Origin of the sequence: Allopusillimonas soli, from assembly GCF_004153445.1 — a bacterium.
GTDB classification, from domain to species: Bacteria; Pseudomonadota; Gammaproteobacteria; order Burkholderiales; family Burkholderiaceae_B; genus Allopusillimonas; species Allopusillimonas soli.
The window spans coordinates 135,062-151,638 of the sequence record NZ_SDQC01000004.1; the positions used below are offsets into that span (position 1 = coordinate 135,062).

Here is a 16,577-nt window from a genome sequence, read left to right on the forward strand (position 1 = left end):
TCCAGTAACTGCATTCCAGCAGCGGATAGCGCAGGAATAATACGGGGGGAGAATCGCACTATGCAAGTCGGAGGCCTTGGAGGCAATTCTCAAAAGCAGCGGGAATGGCCGATATTTCTGCGCAAATCCGCTCTATCCCTGGCCTGCCTGCTCCTGTCCTCCGCCGGAGCATGTTGGGTTGCAGCCAATTGGGAGCGCGCGTCCGCCCTGCAGAAGCTGGCGGGAGCCCAGATCCTGCTGGCCATCGTCATTATGGCCGCCGCCTGGGCAGCATGGCGCCGCAAGACACCACAAGACCACAATTTTTCCCTGGCCGCCAATCTGGCAGGACTGGCAGCCGTGGCTACGGGCGCCCTGTTGGCGCTCGTGGGGCAAATATATCAGACGGGCGCCGACAACTGGCAATTGTTCCTGCTTTGGGCTGCGCTCCTGCTGCCATGGATACTGGTCATGAAAACAGTGTTCATGGCGCTTTTGCTGGCCCTGCTGCTCAACATCAGCCTCGCTCTCTATTTATATTTGGTGGTGGACGGCCTCGGCATGCTATTCAGCCTTTTGGCCGGCGGCGGCAATGCATACGTCATGGCGATGCTTGATGCGTTGCTGCTGCTGGCCTGGGAGCGCTCCGTCCGCCCGCTGGGCGACCGCTGGCGGATAGGCCCACGCATTCTGCTGGCGGCGGCAGCAGGTTGGGCGTTTGCGGCCGTGCTTTCCGTGGGCTTTGATGGCGGGAGTGTGGCGGCCATGGCGCTGCCGGGCTTGTTGCTCATGGGGCTGTGCTACTTCGCTTATACACGGCTGCGGCCGGATCTGGTCGCCGTGGCCCTGACATTGGCCGGTGCTTTTCTGTTGGTGGCCGCACCGCTGGTGCTGGCACTGGACAGCACCAGCGGCCTGCTCGGCATCGTGCTGGTGCTGGCCGTGCTTGCCCTGCTGGGCGTTCGCCATCTCTCCACGCTGGTGCGCGCAGCGCGGCAGCAATCGGCGGTTGGCGAAGCGGGTACGGCCGAGGCTTCGGCCATCCCCATCCCCTCGGCCACTGGCCCGAGGGCAGGTGCGACTCCCTCCGACGCGGCGGCGAACGCACCAGCTCAGCCAGCGCCGATGGATGCCAAGTCCGGGCCCGCGGCTGAGCTTGCAATCGAGTCCGAACCCGAGGCAGCGGCGGAGCCGTGGTTCGTTTCCCTGTTCCGTCTCGTGGCGGTTGGCCTGGTTGCTCTGCTGCTGCTGGCATTTCTTGCCGTGACGCTGGATATCGACGAAGCAACGGTATGGGTGCTTGGCGTGGTGCTGGCCGCCATAGGTACGGGGCTGCATCGTGCGACAAAAATCGGCATCGTCTCTGATTTTGGCACTATTTTTCTTATGGCCGGCATTGTGCTTTTCCCTTTTGGCCTGTTCGAGATGGAACTGGAAGTGCTTGCCGCCGTCGCCGCATTGCTGGCGTTCGGTGCCGCCATCTATCTTTCCGTACCGCTCAAGACGGTGCGGTTTGTGGCGGCATTGGTGCTGTTGGGCACCTGCGTCATCGTGACATGGCCCGGCCTCTCGCGCTGGGATTTCATCGAGGGTGCCTTTAGCGGTTTTGGCGGGGGGCTGTCATCCCGAATCTATCTTTATGTCTGGTGGCTGGCCGCCGCGACCGCGCTGGCTTTGGCGGGTACGCGCACAAAGGCTGGACGCGCTTTCTGGAGTCCGCTTGCCTGGGCATTGCTGCTGCTTGCCCAGTACGCTGCCTGGATGGCGCCGATTCCGCAGATCGCGGGCCTGCGGGAGGCGCCGTGGGCTTTCTGGGTAATGTGGCTGGCTTGCGCGCTGTTGCCGCCATTGGCCTTGTGGGCCTTTCTGACGGAGGGCCCGGGCGGTGGGGGCAGCCTGCCGCGGCGTCTGCGGGTGGGTGCGCCCCTGGCGCTTGCCGTGGCCAGTCTGGGTTGGCTTGGCGCGCCGGGCATATCTTTGTCCGTGCTATGGATTCTGTTCGGATACTTCCTTGGCCGCCGTCTGCTCGTGGCATTCGGGGTCGCGGCGCTACTGGCCTATCTGTATCGTTTTTATTATCTGCTTGATGCCTCGTTGCTTCAGAAATCGGCGATCCTGGCGATGACGGGCGGCTGGCTCCTGCTGTCCTGGGCTGTGCTGCGCCGGCTGGTCGGGCCTAGGGCCCCCGGCCACGGGGCGGGCACGGCGAATCGCAGCCTTGGCGTGCCCGCAGGCCTGCTGGCCGGCCTGCTTGTCGTCCTGGCCGTGGCCAACACCATGATCTACCAGCGCGAGCGCATCCAGATGGAAGGGCAGCGTATCGTTCTGGCCTTGGCGCCCGTGGACCCACGGTCGCTCATGCAGGGTGACTACATGGCGCTGGGCTTCGAGGTGGCCAACGAGGCCAGCGCCCGGATTGCCGCACTGCCCGATGACGATCCGGTGCGCAAGCAGCGGGGAGGCTATCTGCTGCTGCGCCCTGGCGCAGATGGCGTGAGCATGCTTGTGGCGGTGGCGCCCGAGCCGCCCGACAGTAATGGCGGCGATGTGGCGCTGTGCTTCACATTGCGTGACGGCAGGGTGCGGCTGTCGTCCAGTGCCTGGTTTTTCCCGGAGGGCCAGGCTGCGCGCTACGCACAGGCGCGCTACGGTGTATTCCGTGTGGATGACAACGGCGACAGTCTGATTGTGGGCCTGCTGGATGCGCAGCAAAAGCCCCTGGGCCCGCAGTCCGGTCCTTGAGCCGCCGTGCGGTCCCGCCGTCAGCCCTGGCTGGCGGACGGACGCACCTCGTGGGCCAGGGGCCGGCCCTCGCAGTAGGCATCCACATTCGCGGCCATGGCTTGGCCGCGCCGGCGTATGGTGCCATCGGTCCATGCCGACATATGCGGTGTCATCAGGACGTTGTCCAGTTTTTCGAAGGGCAAGCTGGCGGGCCGGCCCGTGTCGCTTGCGTGGGCCGGATACCGGTACCAGGTGTCGATGACCGCGCCGCCTATGGCTTTTCGCAACAGGGCATCATAAAGTGCCTGTTCCTCGATGACGGGGCCGCGCCCCACGTTGATGATCACGGCCTGCGGGCGCATCAGCGAGAACGCGCGGGCGTCCACCATGCCTTGGGTGCGATCTGTGAGCGGCAGGGAAACCACGATGAAATCGCACTTGCGGTAAAAATCGTCCAGATCATCCAGGCCATGCCAGGCATCAACGCAGGCCGAGACGGCGACCTCGCTGCGATTGGCGGCCAGCACTCGCATGCTGAATGGCTTGGCGCGCTCCGCGATGGCCTGGGCTATGTGCCCATAACCCAGCAGTCCGAGCGTGGTCTGGCAGACTTCCCCGTGCAGCGCATCCAGGTCTCCAGACCGGTAGCGCCACACCCCCTGGCGCAACTTTGCGTCCGCATCAGCCAGCGGCACGCGCTTGCTCAGCATGGCTGCCATCACGAACTCGGCCATCGCTTCGCCGTGTCCGTAGCAATTGCAGACGGCAACCGAGCGCGGCAAGGCGGCCAGGTCGATGCGGTCGATGCCTGTGGCGCAGGATTGAAACAGGCCGAGACGGGCTGGCCGAGGCAGGTGCTTGTTGAAGTGATTGCCGACAATGACCTCGGCGTTGGCGAAGGCCGCGATGTCGGCGGGATTCTCCAGCGTGTCGGGTAGCCGGGTGATGGTGGCCGGGTGCTGAAGAGCCTCCCGGAATGTGTCCAGATAATTGGACGCGTTCTGACCGTGAAATACGATGTTGATCATGATTTCCTGCAGTGGGCGCGGCGTCGTGGCGCATGGCGGGAAGGTTTGCCGGAAGTGGCCGTGGAGTCAGGCGCGCTCGGCGCCCAGCCACTTGGGCCGTGGCGCCGCTGACTGCAACTTGCGAGTGTACGCATGCTGCGCCCTGAGGAAAAGGTCTTCCGTGCGGCGCGCCTCGAGAAAGTTCACGTCATGCTTCGTGTACTTGTTCGGTGTTCAGGCGCCGGCCTGTGCAATCAGTGCCGCCAGGCTGTCCTTTTCGGCCGCGGTCAGGTCGGTCAATGGTGGCCGCACAGGTCCGGGCGTTCTGCCTATCAGTTCAACGCCGGCCTTGATGATGGATACCGGATAGCCCTTTTCACGGTCTCGTATCCGGGCAAACGGGAAAAAGAAGTCTTGCAGGATACTGTCCATGACGGCGTTGTCGCCCTCATGCAATGCCCGATAGAAGCGCAGCGCCAGTTCGGGCACGAAATTGAACACGGCCGACGAGTAGGTCGTGAGCCCTATGCCATGGAAGCCTTGCGCAAAAAGCTCGTGCGTGGGCATGCCGCCGATATAGCAGAGCCGGTCGCCGAGCGTGGCGGTCACCTGTCTTACCAGGTCGGTCTTGCCAGTGCCATCCTTGAATCCGATCAGATTCGGACAGGCCTGCGCCAGCCGGGCGACCGTGTCGACGCTTGCCACGGAATTGGCCCGGTTGTACAGGATCACACCCAGGCCCGTGGCATCGCACACGCGCTTCACATGCTGGTAGATGCCTTCCTGCGGCACATCCATCAGATAGTGGGGCAGCAGCAGCAGGCCGTCGGCGCCCGCCGCCTCCGCGCGCCGCGCGATGTCGGTGGCGAGCGCGGTGCCATATCCGCAGCCGGCAATGATGGGAACCTGCCCGGCAACGGCCTTGGCGGCGCGCGTCAGGGCGGCGATCTCTTCAGGCAGCAGCGAGAAGAATTCGCCTGTGCCGCCCGCCGCGAACAAGGCCGCCGCCTCGAAGCCGGACAGCCACCCGACGTGCGCGCTGTAGCTCTCCAGGTTCAGACTGTAATCGTCCTTGAAATGCGTGACCGGAAAAGAAAGCAGTCCGGACGAAATACGCGCCTTGATTTCCTGCGGAGACATCCCAACCTCTCAAAGTAATAATATGATTCGTCAAAAAATCATATTATTACTTTGAGAAGCTGTCAATCAACCCTCATTGCGCGGGGCCGCGGAATGGCGCGGGACGGGCTAGCTCGGCGGGTTTCGCGTTGTGATCGCCCTGTAGCGCTGCATGCCGGTGAGCAGGTGGGCCCGCATGGCGTCGCGAGCGCGATCCGGATCACTGGCAAAAATGGCTTCGGCGATCTGGGTGTGCTCGGCCAGGATGATGTGATCCCGATTAGGCAGCGGATCCACGCCACCCATGACAGTGCGGAACTTCACGCGCGGGATCATCCGCCGTCCGATATGCTCGAGAAAAGTCCTGAACCGGCCATTGTTGGTAGCCGCCGCAATGGCCATATGGAAACGGAAGTCCGCGTCATCGGTGGGCTTGCCCGCGGCGGCCAGTTCGGCGAAGTGATCGAGTTCCGTCTGGATCTCCGCCTCCTGGGCCGGAGAGCTGCGCGCCGCCGCCAGGCCCGCCGCCTCGACCTCAATGCCGATGCGCAATTCCAACTCCTCGATGATGTCGGAGATCTTGTCGGTTGCATGCGTGAACAGCGTGAGGGTCTCGGGAGATGGCCGGGGCGCGAGTACAAACACGCCCGCCCCCTGGCGGGATTCCACCAGCCCGTCGGCGCGCAGCGTGGCGATGGCCTCGCGTATCACGGTGCGGCTGAAGCCGAACTTTTCCACGAGCGCCGGCTCGGCCGGCAGCTTGTCACCAGGGGCGTACATGCCGGCGTCTATGCGGGCGCGCAGCGCGTCGGCAACCTGGGACGACAATGTTTTTTTTCTTGGCAAGGGTTTGGTGGCGGTACTCATGCAATCTCCTGGGGATCCCGGCGCACCAACACATCATATCACTTGCGACGGACCATTCAGACATCGGAGCGTCGCAAGCGGGCTTTCATGGCCGCCGGAGATGAAACCGGTCGGCCCAGCGGGGAAGCGCTGCCATCCAGAAGGCGGGAATATCCGCGACGCGCAAGGCGTCGAAGCCCAGCGCCTGCCAGGCCTTGTTCAGCGTATCGACGGGGCGGGCAAGATCCATGGCGGCGGCATGATTCTGCTTGGACAGCTTGCGCCCATGCTCGTCGTACATCAACGGTATGTGCATAACCCGGGGACAGGGGTAGCCCAGCTGCCGCTGCAGAATGCGCTGCCGCGCCGTGGAGGTCAGAAGGTCGGCGCCACGCACGACGTCGGTAATGCCTTGGTGACCGTCGTCCACGACCACGGCGAGCTGATAGGCCCAATAGCCGTCTGCCCGACGGATAATGAAATCCCCGGTTTCCTCTTGCACATCCTGCTGTTGCGCACCGTGCCAGCGGTCGGTGAACCGCTCTGTGCCTGCGGGCACGCGAAACCGCCATGCCCTGGCCCTGCGCCCGGGAGGCAGGCCGCGGCTGCAGGTACCCGGATAGCGCCCCTCCGACGGCAGCTCCTGGCGCGTGCAGGCGCAGCCATAGGCCAGTCCCTGCGCGCGCAGCCGATCGAATGCCGCCTGGTACAGCGGCAGGCGCTCGGACTGCCAGGTGGGCTCTGCATCCCAGTGCATACCCAGGGTGCGCAATTGCTGCAGAATGATGCGGTCAACACCGGGAATGGAACGGGGCTCGTCGATGTCTTCTATACGCAGCAGCCATTCGCCGCCATGGGCGCGCGCATCAAGGTAGCTGGCCATGGCGGCCAGCAGGGAGCCATTGTGCAGCGGACCGCTGGGGCTTGGGGCAAAGCGGCCGCGATAGCGCGTGCCGACGGGATTCAGTGCTACGGCTGCCATGGCGGCCAGCTTGCTCGCCTAGTGGGACAGGCGGGTGCGGTCGTCAGCCAGCAATTCCTCGAAAACGAGATGGTCGACCTCTACCTCCTGGCTCCATAGCACCATGAGCGCAATGATTTTGATCTTGGCCAGCGAGATGGGCGATTCGCCGGTAGCCTGGGCGCGCTCAATGACAATTTCACGCAATACGGCCGGCAGGACACCAGAGTTTTCCAGAAAGGTGATGAAGCCGATGGCCTGGGTACCCAGCGCCTGGTATTCCTGGTCGGTGAACACGCGCCGGCTGTCGCCCTGTGGCAGTTGGGCCAGCTGCCCGCACTGTTCGGTTGTTTCCGCGAGACCGTGCAGCCAGCCTAGCGCTTCATTGATGTCTTCATGCTCGAAGCCGACCGCTGCAAGCTTGTGGGCCAGTACGTCGGCCTCCGGACATGCCTGCGGTGTATAGTAAGTCTCGAACAGATAAACCAGGATATCGAACATAAATAAGCAGTTCCGGTTGCCGTTTTGAAAAAAGCCTGCTGACAAGAAGGAAAACCGGGTAGTTACGGGAAACTGTACGCTGATTTCCCACGCGCGGCAACTTGGTATTGTTGCTATGAATACACGTTTCACGGCAGTGGCCGGCAACGGTATTGCACAGTTTAATCCACAAGAGGGAATGCATGCAGGAGACAATGAAAGTGGCGCAGGCGACCGATGCCGCCATGCCCGACATGGGCTTGCCTCCCCGGGCGCGCATCGGCGAGCGCTGGGACCAGGTCGATACGCCCAGCCTGATGCTGGATTTGGATGCCTTCGAGGACAATCTGCGCACAATGCAGGCGCTGGCCGAGCGCCATGGCGTTGCCCTGCGCCCCCACGCCAAGGCGCACCGGTGCCCCGAAGTGTCGCTGCGTCAAGTGGCGCTGGGCGCCCAGGGTATCTGCTGCCAGAAGGTGTCCGAGGCTTTTCCTTTTCTCCAGGCGGGCTTGCGGGATATCCATATCAGCAACGAAGTGATCGGGGAGGACAAGCTTGCTTTGCTCGCTACCCTCGCGCGCTCGGCGCAGGTGTCTGTGTGCGTCGATCACCCCGAAGCGGCGCGTGCGCTGTCGGCCGCCCTGCAGCGGCACAATGCGAGCCTGCGAGTGCTGGTCGAAATCGATGTCGGGCAGAAGCGCTGCGGCGTGACTACGCCGCAGGCTGCTGTGGGTTTGGCCAGCCTGGTGCAATCGCTGCCGGGGCTTACGTTTGCTGGCCTGCAGGCCTATCATGGCGGCGCCCAGCACAAGCGCGGCATGGCTCAGCGTCGCGGCGCCTGCGAAAAAGCCTGGAAGCTGACACGGCAATACATTGATGCGCTGGCGGCTGCCGGCATCTCCTGCCCTGTTGTGAGCGGCGGCGGGACGGGTTCGGCGGCCTTCGATATTGCCAGCGGCGTTTTCACTGAAGTCCAGGCGGGAAGCTATGCATTCATGGACGCCGATTACGGCAGCCTGGACTGGGGCGACGATCTTGCCTTCCGCCACAGCCTGTTCATGCTGGCCACGGTCATGAGCCGCGCCGTGCCCGAACGCGCCATCCTGGACATGGGCCTGAAATCCACCACGGCTGAAAGCGGCATGCCGATTCCGCACGGTATTGAGGGCGTGCACTGCGTGGCCGTCAATGACGAGCACAGCATTCTCGCCGTCGAGCCGGGCGCCCGCATCGAATTGGGCGACAAGCTGCGTCTGGTGCCCGGCCATTGCGATCCAACGTTCAATCTGCATGATGAACTGGTCGTCGTGCAGGCCGGACGGGTGCATGCAATCTGGCCCATCAGCGCGCGCGGCCTGAGCCGCTAGCGCTGGCCTGTCGTCAGGGCGTCAGCGCGACCAGTTCGGCGCCATCGACTACCTGGTCGCCTACGGCAAAAAAGATCTCTTCGACCGTGCCGTCGCTGGGCGCGCAGATGGTGTGCTCCATTTTCATGGCTTCCATCACCAGCAATGCATCGCCCGCCTTCACGGTGTCGCCCGCCTTCACCTGGATCGCAATGATCTTGCCGGGCATGGGAGCGGCAAGACTGCCGCCATGATCGTCACCCTCGTCGCTGGCATGGGCGACGGCGTCATGCAGGCGGAGCACGCGCGCGCCATCCGGCGTGAAGACATGCACACTATCTTCTCGGACCAGCACCGGCGCCCGGGCATCCATGCCGTCCAGCCTCGCCCGCACAAGGTATCGGCCCGGGCCGTCGGGCTGGGCGCGCCACGCCAGCGGCAATGGCTGGTCCGCGCCCGTGGACAGAGTCCAGCTTCCGTTCTCGCGGTGCAGCGTCAGCGCATGAGCGGCATCACCATCCAGCAGCGTGAACGTGCACGCCCACGACTTGGTCACCCGCCAGCCATCCACGACGTCCCAGGGGTCGGCGGGGGCGGCGAGGCCAGCAGGATCTGAATCCGGCCGTCCGAGGCGCGCCATCAGGGCAGCGAGCGCCAGCGTGAGCTCGCCGGCGCTCGCATTGCGCCTTGGCGGAAACAAGGCGTCGTGCCTGCGCTCGATGAGGCCGGTGTCCAGATCTGCTTGCGCAAAGGCCTGATCCAGCACCAGACGGCGCAGAAAGGCGACATTGGTCTGCACGCCTGCGGTGCGTAGCTGGCCCAGGGCCTGGGCCAAGCGCGCGCAGGCTTGGTCCCGGTCGCTGCCATGCACAATAAGCTTGGCAATCATGGGGTCGTAATAGGGCGTGATGGTATCTCCGGCGCGCACCCCGCCGTCCACCCGCACATCGCCGTTGACAAACTGTACATGGGGAGGAAAATCGAGCGCAGCCAGTGTGCCTATCGAGGGCAGGAAGCCATTGTCCGGGTTCTCCGCATAAATGCGGGCTTCCATTGCGTGGCCGTCGATACGCAGCGCGTCCTGTGCGGCGGGAAGCGGCTCACCCGCCGCAACGCGCAACTGCCATTCTACGAGGTCCTGGCCGGTAATCATTTCCGTTACCGGATGCTCCACCTGTAGGCGTGTATTCATTTCCATGAAGTAAAAACGGCCGTCGGGCTCCGCAATGAACTCCACGGTGCCCGCACCCACATAGTCCACAGCGCGCGCGGCGGCCACGGCCGCCTCGCCCATGGATCGCCGGCGTTCCACGGTCATGCCGGGAGCCGGCGCTTCCTCGATGACTTTCTGATGCCGGCGCTGTACCGAGCAATCGCGTTCAAACAGGTAGACGCATTGACCTTTGCCATCGGCGAATACCTGGATCTCGATATGGCGTGGACGCGTCAGATAGCGTTCGATCAGCACCTTGTCGTCGCCAAAGCTGCTGGCGGCTTCGCGCTTGCAGGATGCCAGCGCATCGTTGAAACCATCGGCCGATTCAACGATGCGCATGCCCTTGCCGCCACCTCCCGCGCTGGCCTTGATCAGCACCGGATAGCCTATGGCGTCGGCTTGCTTCTTGAGAAAGCCGGCCTCCTGGTTGTCGCCGTGATAGCCGGGCACCAGGGGCACATCGGCCTTCTCCATGATGCGCTTGGCGGCGGACTTGCTGCCCATGGCGGCTATGGCGTCGGCGGGTGGGCCCACAAAGACAATGCCGGCCTGGGCGCAGGCCCGGGCAAAGTCCTCGTTCTCCGAGAGAAAACCGTAGCCCGGATGGATGGCCTGGGCGCCGGTCTGGCGCGCGGCTTCCAGAATGGCGTCAGCGCGCAGATAGCTGCTGCGCGGCTCGGGGCCGCCGATATGCACGGCGCTGTCGCATGCCGCGACATGCCGCGCATCGGCGTCGGCGTCAGAATATACGGCGACCGTGCGGATGCCCATGCGCCGGGCGGTCGCGGCAATGCGGCAGGCGATCTCGCCGCGGTTGGCAATCAATAATGTTGTGAACATGTTGGTTCCCCGCGGGTTACATGCGGAACACGCCAAAGCGCGTGTCTTCGATGGGTGCGTTCAGGGCGGCTGAAAGGCCCAGGGCCAGCACGCGCCGCGTGTCGTCGGGCATGATGATGCCATCGTCCCAGAGCCGCGCCGTGGCATAGTAGGGGTGCCCCTCGCGCTCGTACTGTTCGCGTATGGGCGCCTTGAAGGCCTCCTCCTCCTGCGCGCTCCATTGGCCGCCGCGGCTTTCTATTCCGTCGCGCTTGACCGTGGCCAGCACGCTGGCCGCCTGCTCGCCGCCCATGACCGAAATGCGGGCATTGGGCCACAGGAAAAGCATGCGCGGCCCGAAGGCGCGGCCGCACATGCCGTAGTTGCCGGCCCCGAACGAGCCGCCGATGATGACTGTGAACTTGGGCACCGCGGCTGTGGACACGGCCGTGACCATCTTGGCGCCATGGCGCGCAATGCCCTCGTTCTCGTATTTGCGGCCCACCATGAAGCCGGTGATGTTCTGAAGAAAAATCAAGGGTATCTTGCGCTGACAGCACAGCTCGATGAAATGCGTGCCCTTCTGGGCCGCTTCGGAAAACAGGATGCCGTTGTTCGCGACGACGCCGACCGGCATACCGTGTATGTGCGCGAAGCCCGTTACCAGCGTGGTGCCGAAGCGCGACTTGAACTCATCGAACACCGATCCGTCCACGATGCGGGCGATGACTTCGCGCACATCATAGGGCTTGCGTGTGTCGGCCGGAATAACGCCGTTCAGTTCGGCGGGATCGTAACGCGGCGCAGTCACCGGTGCGAGACGCAGGCCTATTTGCTTGCGTAGATTGAGCTGCGCGACGGCCTGGCGCGCAAGCAGCAGCGCATGCAGGTCGTTGTTCGCCAGGTGGTCGGCCACGCCCGACAGCCTTGTGTGGACATCACCGCCGCCCAGGTCCTCGGCGCTGACGACTTCGCCGGTGGCCGCCTTGACCAGTGGCGGGCCACCCAGGAAGATTGTTCCCTGGTTGCGGACAATGATGGATACGTCGCTCATGGCGGGCACATAGGCGCCTCCCGCTGTGCACGAGCCCATGACGACGGCGATCTGCGCTATGCCCATGGCCGACATGGTGGCCTGGTTGTAGAAAATGCGTCCGAAGTGTTCGCGGTCGGGAAAGACTTCGTCCTGATTGGGCAGATTGGCCCCGCCCGAGTCAACCAGATAAATGCACGGCAACCGGTTCTCGCGTGCAATCTCCTGTGCGCGAAGATGCTTCTTGACGGTCAGCGGGTAATACGTGCCGCCCTTTACCGTGGCATCGTTGCACACAATCATGCATTCCACGCCTTCGACGCGACCGATACCGGTGATCAGCCCCGCGCCGGGCGCGGCATTGTCATAGACATCATGCGCGGCCAACGGGGACAGTTCCAGAAATGCGGTGCCTGGGTCGAGTAGGCGTTCAACGCGTTCGCGCGGCAGCAGCTTGCCACGGGCCACGTGCTTGGCTCGGGCTGCTTCACTGCCGCCAAGCGCGGTTCGGCGCAGGTTTTCGCGCAGGTCATCCGCCTGGGCCTGCATGGCGCGCGCATTGTCGAGATAGGACTGCGAACGCGGATTGATACGGGATTCGATAACCGGCATTGCCGCTCCTGGAAAATGAAAACGGACGGGGCACCGCGCCGCACGGGCGCCCCGGGTTGCCTACAGCATTTCGATAGCGAGTGCCACGGCCTCTCCGCCGCCGATGCATAGTGAGGCAATGCCCCGCTTGCCGCCGGTCTTGCGCAGGCCGCCCACCAGCGTGGCGAGCAGGCGTGCGCCCGATGCGCCTATGGGATGGCCGAGCGCTGTGGCGCCGCCATGGATGTTGACCTTCTCATGGGGCAGATCCAGCTCCTTCATGGCGGCCATGGTGACTACGGCAAAGGCTTCGTTGATTTCATACAGATCGACGTCATTGGCCGACCAGCCGATGCGGTCGAACAGCTTCTGCATGGCGGCGACCGGCGCGGTGGTGAACCAGCCGGGCTCCTGCGCGTGCTGGCTGTGCCCCACGATGCGGGCAAGCGGCGTGGCGCCCAGCTTTTGCGCCGTGGAGGCGCGCATCAGCACCATGGCCGCCGCGCCGTCGGAAATCGACGACGAGTTTGCGGCCGTGACGGTGCCGTCCTTCTTGAAGGCGGGCTTGAGCGTGGGCACCTTGTCAGGCATGGCCCGCATCGGCGCCTCGTCCTGATCGACGATCGTGTCGCCTTTGCGGCCCCGCACCGTTACGGGAGCGATTTCCCACTTGAAGCTGCCATCCTCGGTGGCTGCGCGTGCGCGGCGCAGCGATTCGAGCGAGAAGGCATCCTGATCCTCGCGAGTGAAGCTGTACTTTGCCGCGCAATCCTCGGCGAATACGCCCATGGCCGTGCCGCGTTGATAGGCGTCCTCGAGACCATCCAGCGCCATGTGATCGTAGATCTTGTCGTGGCCGTAGCGATAGCCCTGACGTCCGCGCAACAGCAGGTAGGGCGCGTTGCTCATGCTTTCCTGTCCCCCGGCCACCACGACATCGACGCTCCCGGCCGTAATAATGTCGTGGCCGAACATGGCGGCTTTCAGCCCGGAGCCGCAGACCTTGTGAATGGTGGAGCACGCCACCTTCAGGGGTAGGCCCGCGCCAAGTGCAGCCTGGCGAGCTGGCGCCTGTCCCTGGCCTGCCTGCAGCACATTGCCCATGATGACTTCGTCGACAATGTCGCCCGGAATGCCGGCCCTTTCCATGGCGGCCTTGATCGCCACAGAACCGAGCTCGTGAGCGGCCAGGCTGGACAGACTGCCCATCATGCCGCCCATGGGCGTGCGGGCAATGGAAACGAGAACAATGGGATCGGACATGTTGATCTCCTGATAGTGTCAGATAAGGCCCGCGGACGAGGTTCGCGGGTGTGGAGGCACGGCCGGCAGGCGCCGGCTGTCCTCATACGGAAAGATATCCTCGATGCGGCCCTGTGCGGCGCGTTCGCGACAGGCCTGCCACCACCCTGCATCCAGAAGCGCTGCGTGATGCCTCATGAAGGCGTGGCGGACCCGAGGGTCGCTCAGCAGGAAATGCTCGAACTCCTCCGGAAATACGTCGTTGGGACCCACGGCGTACCAGGGCTCGGCGGCCATTTCCGCTTCGGGGTTGGGCGCTGGCGGTATGCGGCGAAACCTCATCTCTGTCATGCGCTGGATTTCATCATAATCGTAGAACACGACGCGGCCCAGCCGCGTCAGCCCGAAATTCTTGAAAAGCATGTCGCCGGGGAAAATATTGGCCGCCGCCAGATCCCGGATGGCATCGCCGTAGCGCTTGACCGCTTGCTCCAGCATGGCGTCGGAGGCGCGCGCCAGGTACAAATTGAGCGGCGTCATGCGCCGCTCGATGTATACATGGCGCAGCACCACGCTGTCTTCATCTTCCTCGAGCAGCGACGGCACCTGCTCGCGCAGCGCATCGAGCAGCGCCGGTGAGAATCGGCGGCGCGGCAGCGCCACTTGCGAGTATTCCCAGGTGTCGGCCATGCGTCCGACGCGGTCATGCATTTTCACCAGCAGGTATTTGCGGCGTACCGTCTCGTGATCCATGCCGTCCTTGGCGATGCGGTCCCGGATCAGCTTGAAGACATAAGGGTAGGATGGCAGCGTGAACACGGTCATCACCAGGCCTGCGATGCCGGGCGCCAAGTCAAAGGCGTCGCGCGAATGCGCGAGATGGTGCAGAAAGTCGCGGTAGAACAGCGTCTTGCCCTGCTTCTGCAGGCCGATGGTCGTATACAGCTCGGCCTTGGGTTTGCGCGGCAGCAGCGTATTCAGGAAGTGCACATAGGCGGCTGGCGTTTCCATATCGACCAGGAAATAGGCCCGTGTGAAGCTGAACAGCGTGCTCAGATCGTCGGATGAGTGCAGCAGCGCGTCTACGCGCACGTGGCCCGAGGGCGTTTGCAGCAGGGCGATGGCAAATGGATGGACAGTGCCTTGATTGACCAGGCGTCCGACCGCATAGGCACCTTTGTTGCGGAAGAACAATGAATTGAGCACATGTATCTGGCAGTCGGGCGCAATGCGGGGCCCCGCACCGCGCGGAAGGTCGGCGCGCAGCTGACGCAACGCCATGCGCGCCAGCGCGCGGGTGTCGGCCGGTAGATCCGCAAATGGCGCGGCCAGGCCGAAGTCCGCAAGCAGCTTCAGCAGCGATTCTTCCAGGCCTTCTTGCGCAGGATAGTACACGCGGTATGAGGGCAGTTTGCTGTCCAGATATTCGGTCGCCACTGCGGGCCGCACAAACAGAAAGTCGTTGTGGAAATAATCGCGATGCAGTATCCGGCAGGAGACGGAATTGAAGAAGGTTTCCGCGCATTCCGGTTGCCGGTGATCGGCCAACAGGGCGATGAAGCATGCCTTGACCTGCTGCCAATACGTCACCTGCTGAGGCGTCAAACGCTCGCCCGCATCCGACGGCCTTGCGTCGCTGTCTTTGAGCGCGGCGGCCAGCAGCGACGTACATTCGCGCACGCGCGTGTCGTAGTATGCGATGCGTTCGCGGGCCAGCTGTTGTATGCCGCGCCAGTCGGCGGATTCAAACAGGGATTTGGCGCGCTGCGCGCCATAGCGGAACAGCGCGTAGTGGCGATTGAAGCCGTCCAGCATGGCGCGCGCAACCGCTTCGGGCGCCATGGCTGGCCGTTCGGCCGGCTCGATATGCTGATGATCGGTGAGCTGTCGGCTCATGGCGGCAAAGGCGTGGTCAGGCCGTTTCGTTGAACAGCTCGCGGCCGATCAGCATGCGGCGGATCTCGCTGGTGCCCGCTCCGATCTCGTAGAGCTTGGCATCGCGCCACAGCCGGCCTGTGGGAAACTCATTGATATAGCCATTGCCTCCCAGAATCTGTACGCCTTCGCCCGCCATCCATGTGGCCTTCTCGGCGCAATATAGAATGACGGCGGCGCAGTCCTTGCGCACCTGGCGTACGTGGTCCACGCCCAGCCTGTCCAGATTCTTGCCTACTGTGTAGCAGAAGGCGCGGCTGGCCTGCAGCGTGGTGTACAGATCGGCCACCTTGCCCTGGATCAGCTGGAATTCGCCTATGGATTGGCCGAATTGCTTGCGGTCGTGAATATAGGGAATGACCGCGTCCATAACAGCCTGCATAATGCCCAGCGGCCCCGCCGCCAACACGGCCCGTTCATAGTCCAGCCCGCTCATCAGCACCCGAACGCCGCCATTGAGTTCCCCCAGGATATTTTCCTCGGGCACCTCGCAATCCTGGAACACCAACTCACCGGTATGACTGCCTCGCATGCCCAGCTTGTCGAGTTTTTGCGCAACCGAAAAGCCCTTGAAGCCCTTTTCCACGAGAAAGGCCGTGATGCCCCGCTGTTTCGCGGCAGGGTCGGTCTTGGCGTAAACCACCAGCGTGTCGGCATCGGGGCCGTTTGTGATCCACATCTTGCTGCCGTTCAGTACGTAGCGGTCGCCTTTTTTGTCCGCGCGCAGCTTCATGCTTACCACGTCTGAACCCGCCCCGGGCTCGCTCATTGCCAGCGCGCCCACGTGCTCGCCTGATATGAGCTTGGGCAGGTACTTTTGCTTCTGCGCCTCGGTGCCATTGCGGTTAATCTGGTTGACGCAAAGATTGGAATGGGCGCCATAGGACAGGCCTATGGATGCACTGGCGCGGGAAATCTCTTCCATGGCCACCATATGGGCCAGATAGCCGAGTCCGGCGCCACCGTAGGCCTCTGCGGCCGTCATCCCCAGTACGCCCAGGTCGCCCAGCTTGCGCCAGAGTTCCATGGGAAATTGATCGCTGCGATCGACTTCTGCCGCGAGCGGGGCGATCTCGGCCTGGGCGAATTCGCGCACGGCATCGCGCAGCATGTCCAGGTCGGACCCCAGGTCGAAATCAAGGCCCGGAAGATTCATATGTCTCTCCATTGCATAATTGTTGCGATCTGTCTGCACGCCCGATAAAACCATCCGGGAAGTGCCGCCAGCTTCGAATGCCCGCGCTGTCCAGGCATAGACTGGATGTTGGCGGATATTTTA

At 63.5% G+C, this 16,577-nt stretch carries 12 protein-coding genes; 2 read left to right on the forward strand and 10 right to left on the reverse strand.

Annotated features, from left to right (window positions below):
• The first annotated feature begins 60 nt into the window (after positions 1-60).
• Complete coding sequence (locus ERD78_RS13485; protein WP_129969844.1) at positions 61-2,721, forward strand: GDYXXLXY domain-containing protein; 2,661 nt, start codon at positions 61-63, stop codon at positions 2,719-2,721.
• Between the two features lie 20 nt (positions 2,722-2,741).
• On the opposite strand, the gene ERD78_RS13490 is transcribed toward ERD78_RS13485, so the two are convergent.
• The 5 genes from ERD78_RS13490 to ERD78_RS13510 all read right to left on the reverse strand — a co-directional run bounded on the left by ERD78_RS13490 (position 2,742) and on the right by ERD78_RS13510 (position 7,137).
• The gene (locus ERD78_RS13490; RefSeq protein ID WP_129969845.1) at positions 2,742-3,731 is read right to left on the reverse strand and encodes a 2-hydroxyacid dehydrogenase; all 990 of its coding nucleotides are present in this window, start codon (positions 3,729-3,731) and stop codon (positions 2,742-2,744) included.
• A gap of 213 nt (positions 3,732-3,944) precedes the next feature.
• Positions 3,945-4,850 carry a 5-dehydro-4-deoxyglucarate dehydratase gene (kdgD, locus tag ERD78_RS13495; protein ID WP_129969846.1) on the reverse strand — a complete coding sequence of 302 codons (906 nt, stop codon included), beginning with the start codon at positions 4,848-4,850 and terminating at the stop codon, positions 3,945-3,947.
• A 108-nt stretch (positions 4,851-4,958) separates the two neighbouring features.
• Positions 4,959-5,696, reverse strand: a complete 738-nt coding sequence (locus ERD78_RS13500; RefSeq protein ID WP_129969847.1) for a FadR/GntR family transcriptional regulator — start codon at positions 5,694-5,696, stop codon at positions 4,959-4,961.
• A gap of 85 nt (positions 5,697-5,781) precedes the next feature.
• Positions 5,782-6,657 carry a tRNA glutamyl-Q(34) synthetase GluQRS gene (gene gluQRS / locus ERD78_RS13505; protein ID WP_129969848.1) on the reverse strand — a complete coding sequence of 292 codons (876 nt, stop codon included), beginning with the start codon at positions 6,655-6,657 and terminating at the stop codon, positions 5,782-5,784.
• Positions 6,658-6,675: 18 nt separating this feature from the next.
• Positions 6,676-7,137: a Smg family protein gene (locus ERD78_RS13510; RefSeq protein WP_129969849.1), complete on the reverse strand. Its 462-nt coding sequence runs from the start codon at positions 7,135-7,137 to the stop codon at positions 6,676-6,678.
• Positions 7,138-7,319: 182 nt separating this feature from the next.
• On the opposite strand from ERD78_RS13510, the gene ERD78_RS13515 reads away from it, so the two are divergent.
• Entirely contained in the window at positions 7,320-8,483 is a 1,164-nt protein-coding gene (locus tag ERD78_RS13515; RefSeq protein WP_245152473.1) for a DSD1 family PLP-dependent enzyme, read from the forward strand.
• Between the two features lie 13 nt (positions 8,484-8,496).
• On the opposite strand, the gene ERD78_RS13520 is transcribed toward ERD78_RS13515, so the two are convergent.
• Genes ERD78_RS13520 through ERD78_RS13540 form a run of 5 tightly spaced genes read right to left on the reverse strand, consistent with a single transcriptional unit; the run spans position 8,497 to position 16,454 of the window.
• The gene (locus ERD78_RS13520) at positions 8,497-10,518 is read right to left on the reverse strand and encodes an acetyl/propionyl/methylcrotonyl-CoA carboxylase subunit alpha (RefSeq protein ID WP_129969850.1); all 2,022 of its coding nucleotides are present in this window, start codon (positions 10,516-10,518) and stop codon (positions 8,497-8,499) included.
• Positions 10,519-10,534: 16 nt separating this feature from the next.
• Positions 10,535-12,142, reverse strand: a complete 1,608-nt coding sequence (locus ERD78_RS13525) for a carboxyl transferase domain-containing protein (protein WP_129969851.1) — start codon at positions 12,140-12,142, stop codon at positions 10,535-10,537.
• 60 nt (positions 12,143-12,202) lie between these two features.
• Positions 12,203-13,384, reverse strand: a complete 1,182-nt coding sequence (locus ERD78_RS13530; protein ID WP_129969852.1) for an acetyl-CoA C-acyltransferase — start codon at positions 13,382-13,384, stop codon at positions 12,203-12,205.
• 18 nt (positions 13,385-13,402) lie between these two features.
• A complete protein-coding gene (aceK, locus tag ERD78_RS13535; RefSeq protein ID WP_129969853.1) occupies positions 13,403-15,259 on the reverse strand; it encodes a bifunctional isocitrate dehydrogenase kinase/phosphatase in 1,857 nt (618 codons plus the stop codon).
• 16 nt (positions 15,260-15,275) lie between these two features.
• Positions 15,276-16,454, reverse strand: a complete 1,179-nt coding sequence (locus ERD78_RS13540) for an isovaleryl-CoA dehydrogenase (protein ID WP_129969854.1) — start codon at positions 16,452-16,454, stop codon at positions 15,276-15,278.
• Positions 16,455-16,577: the final 123 nt, after the last annotated feature.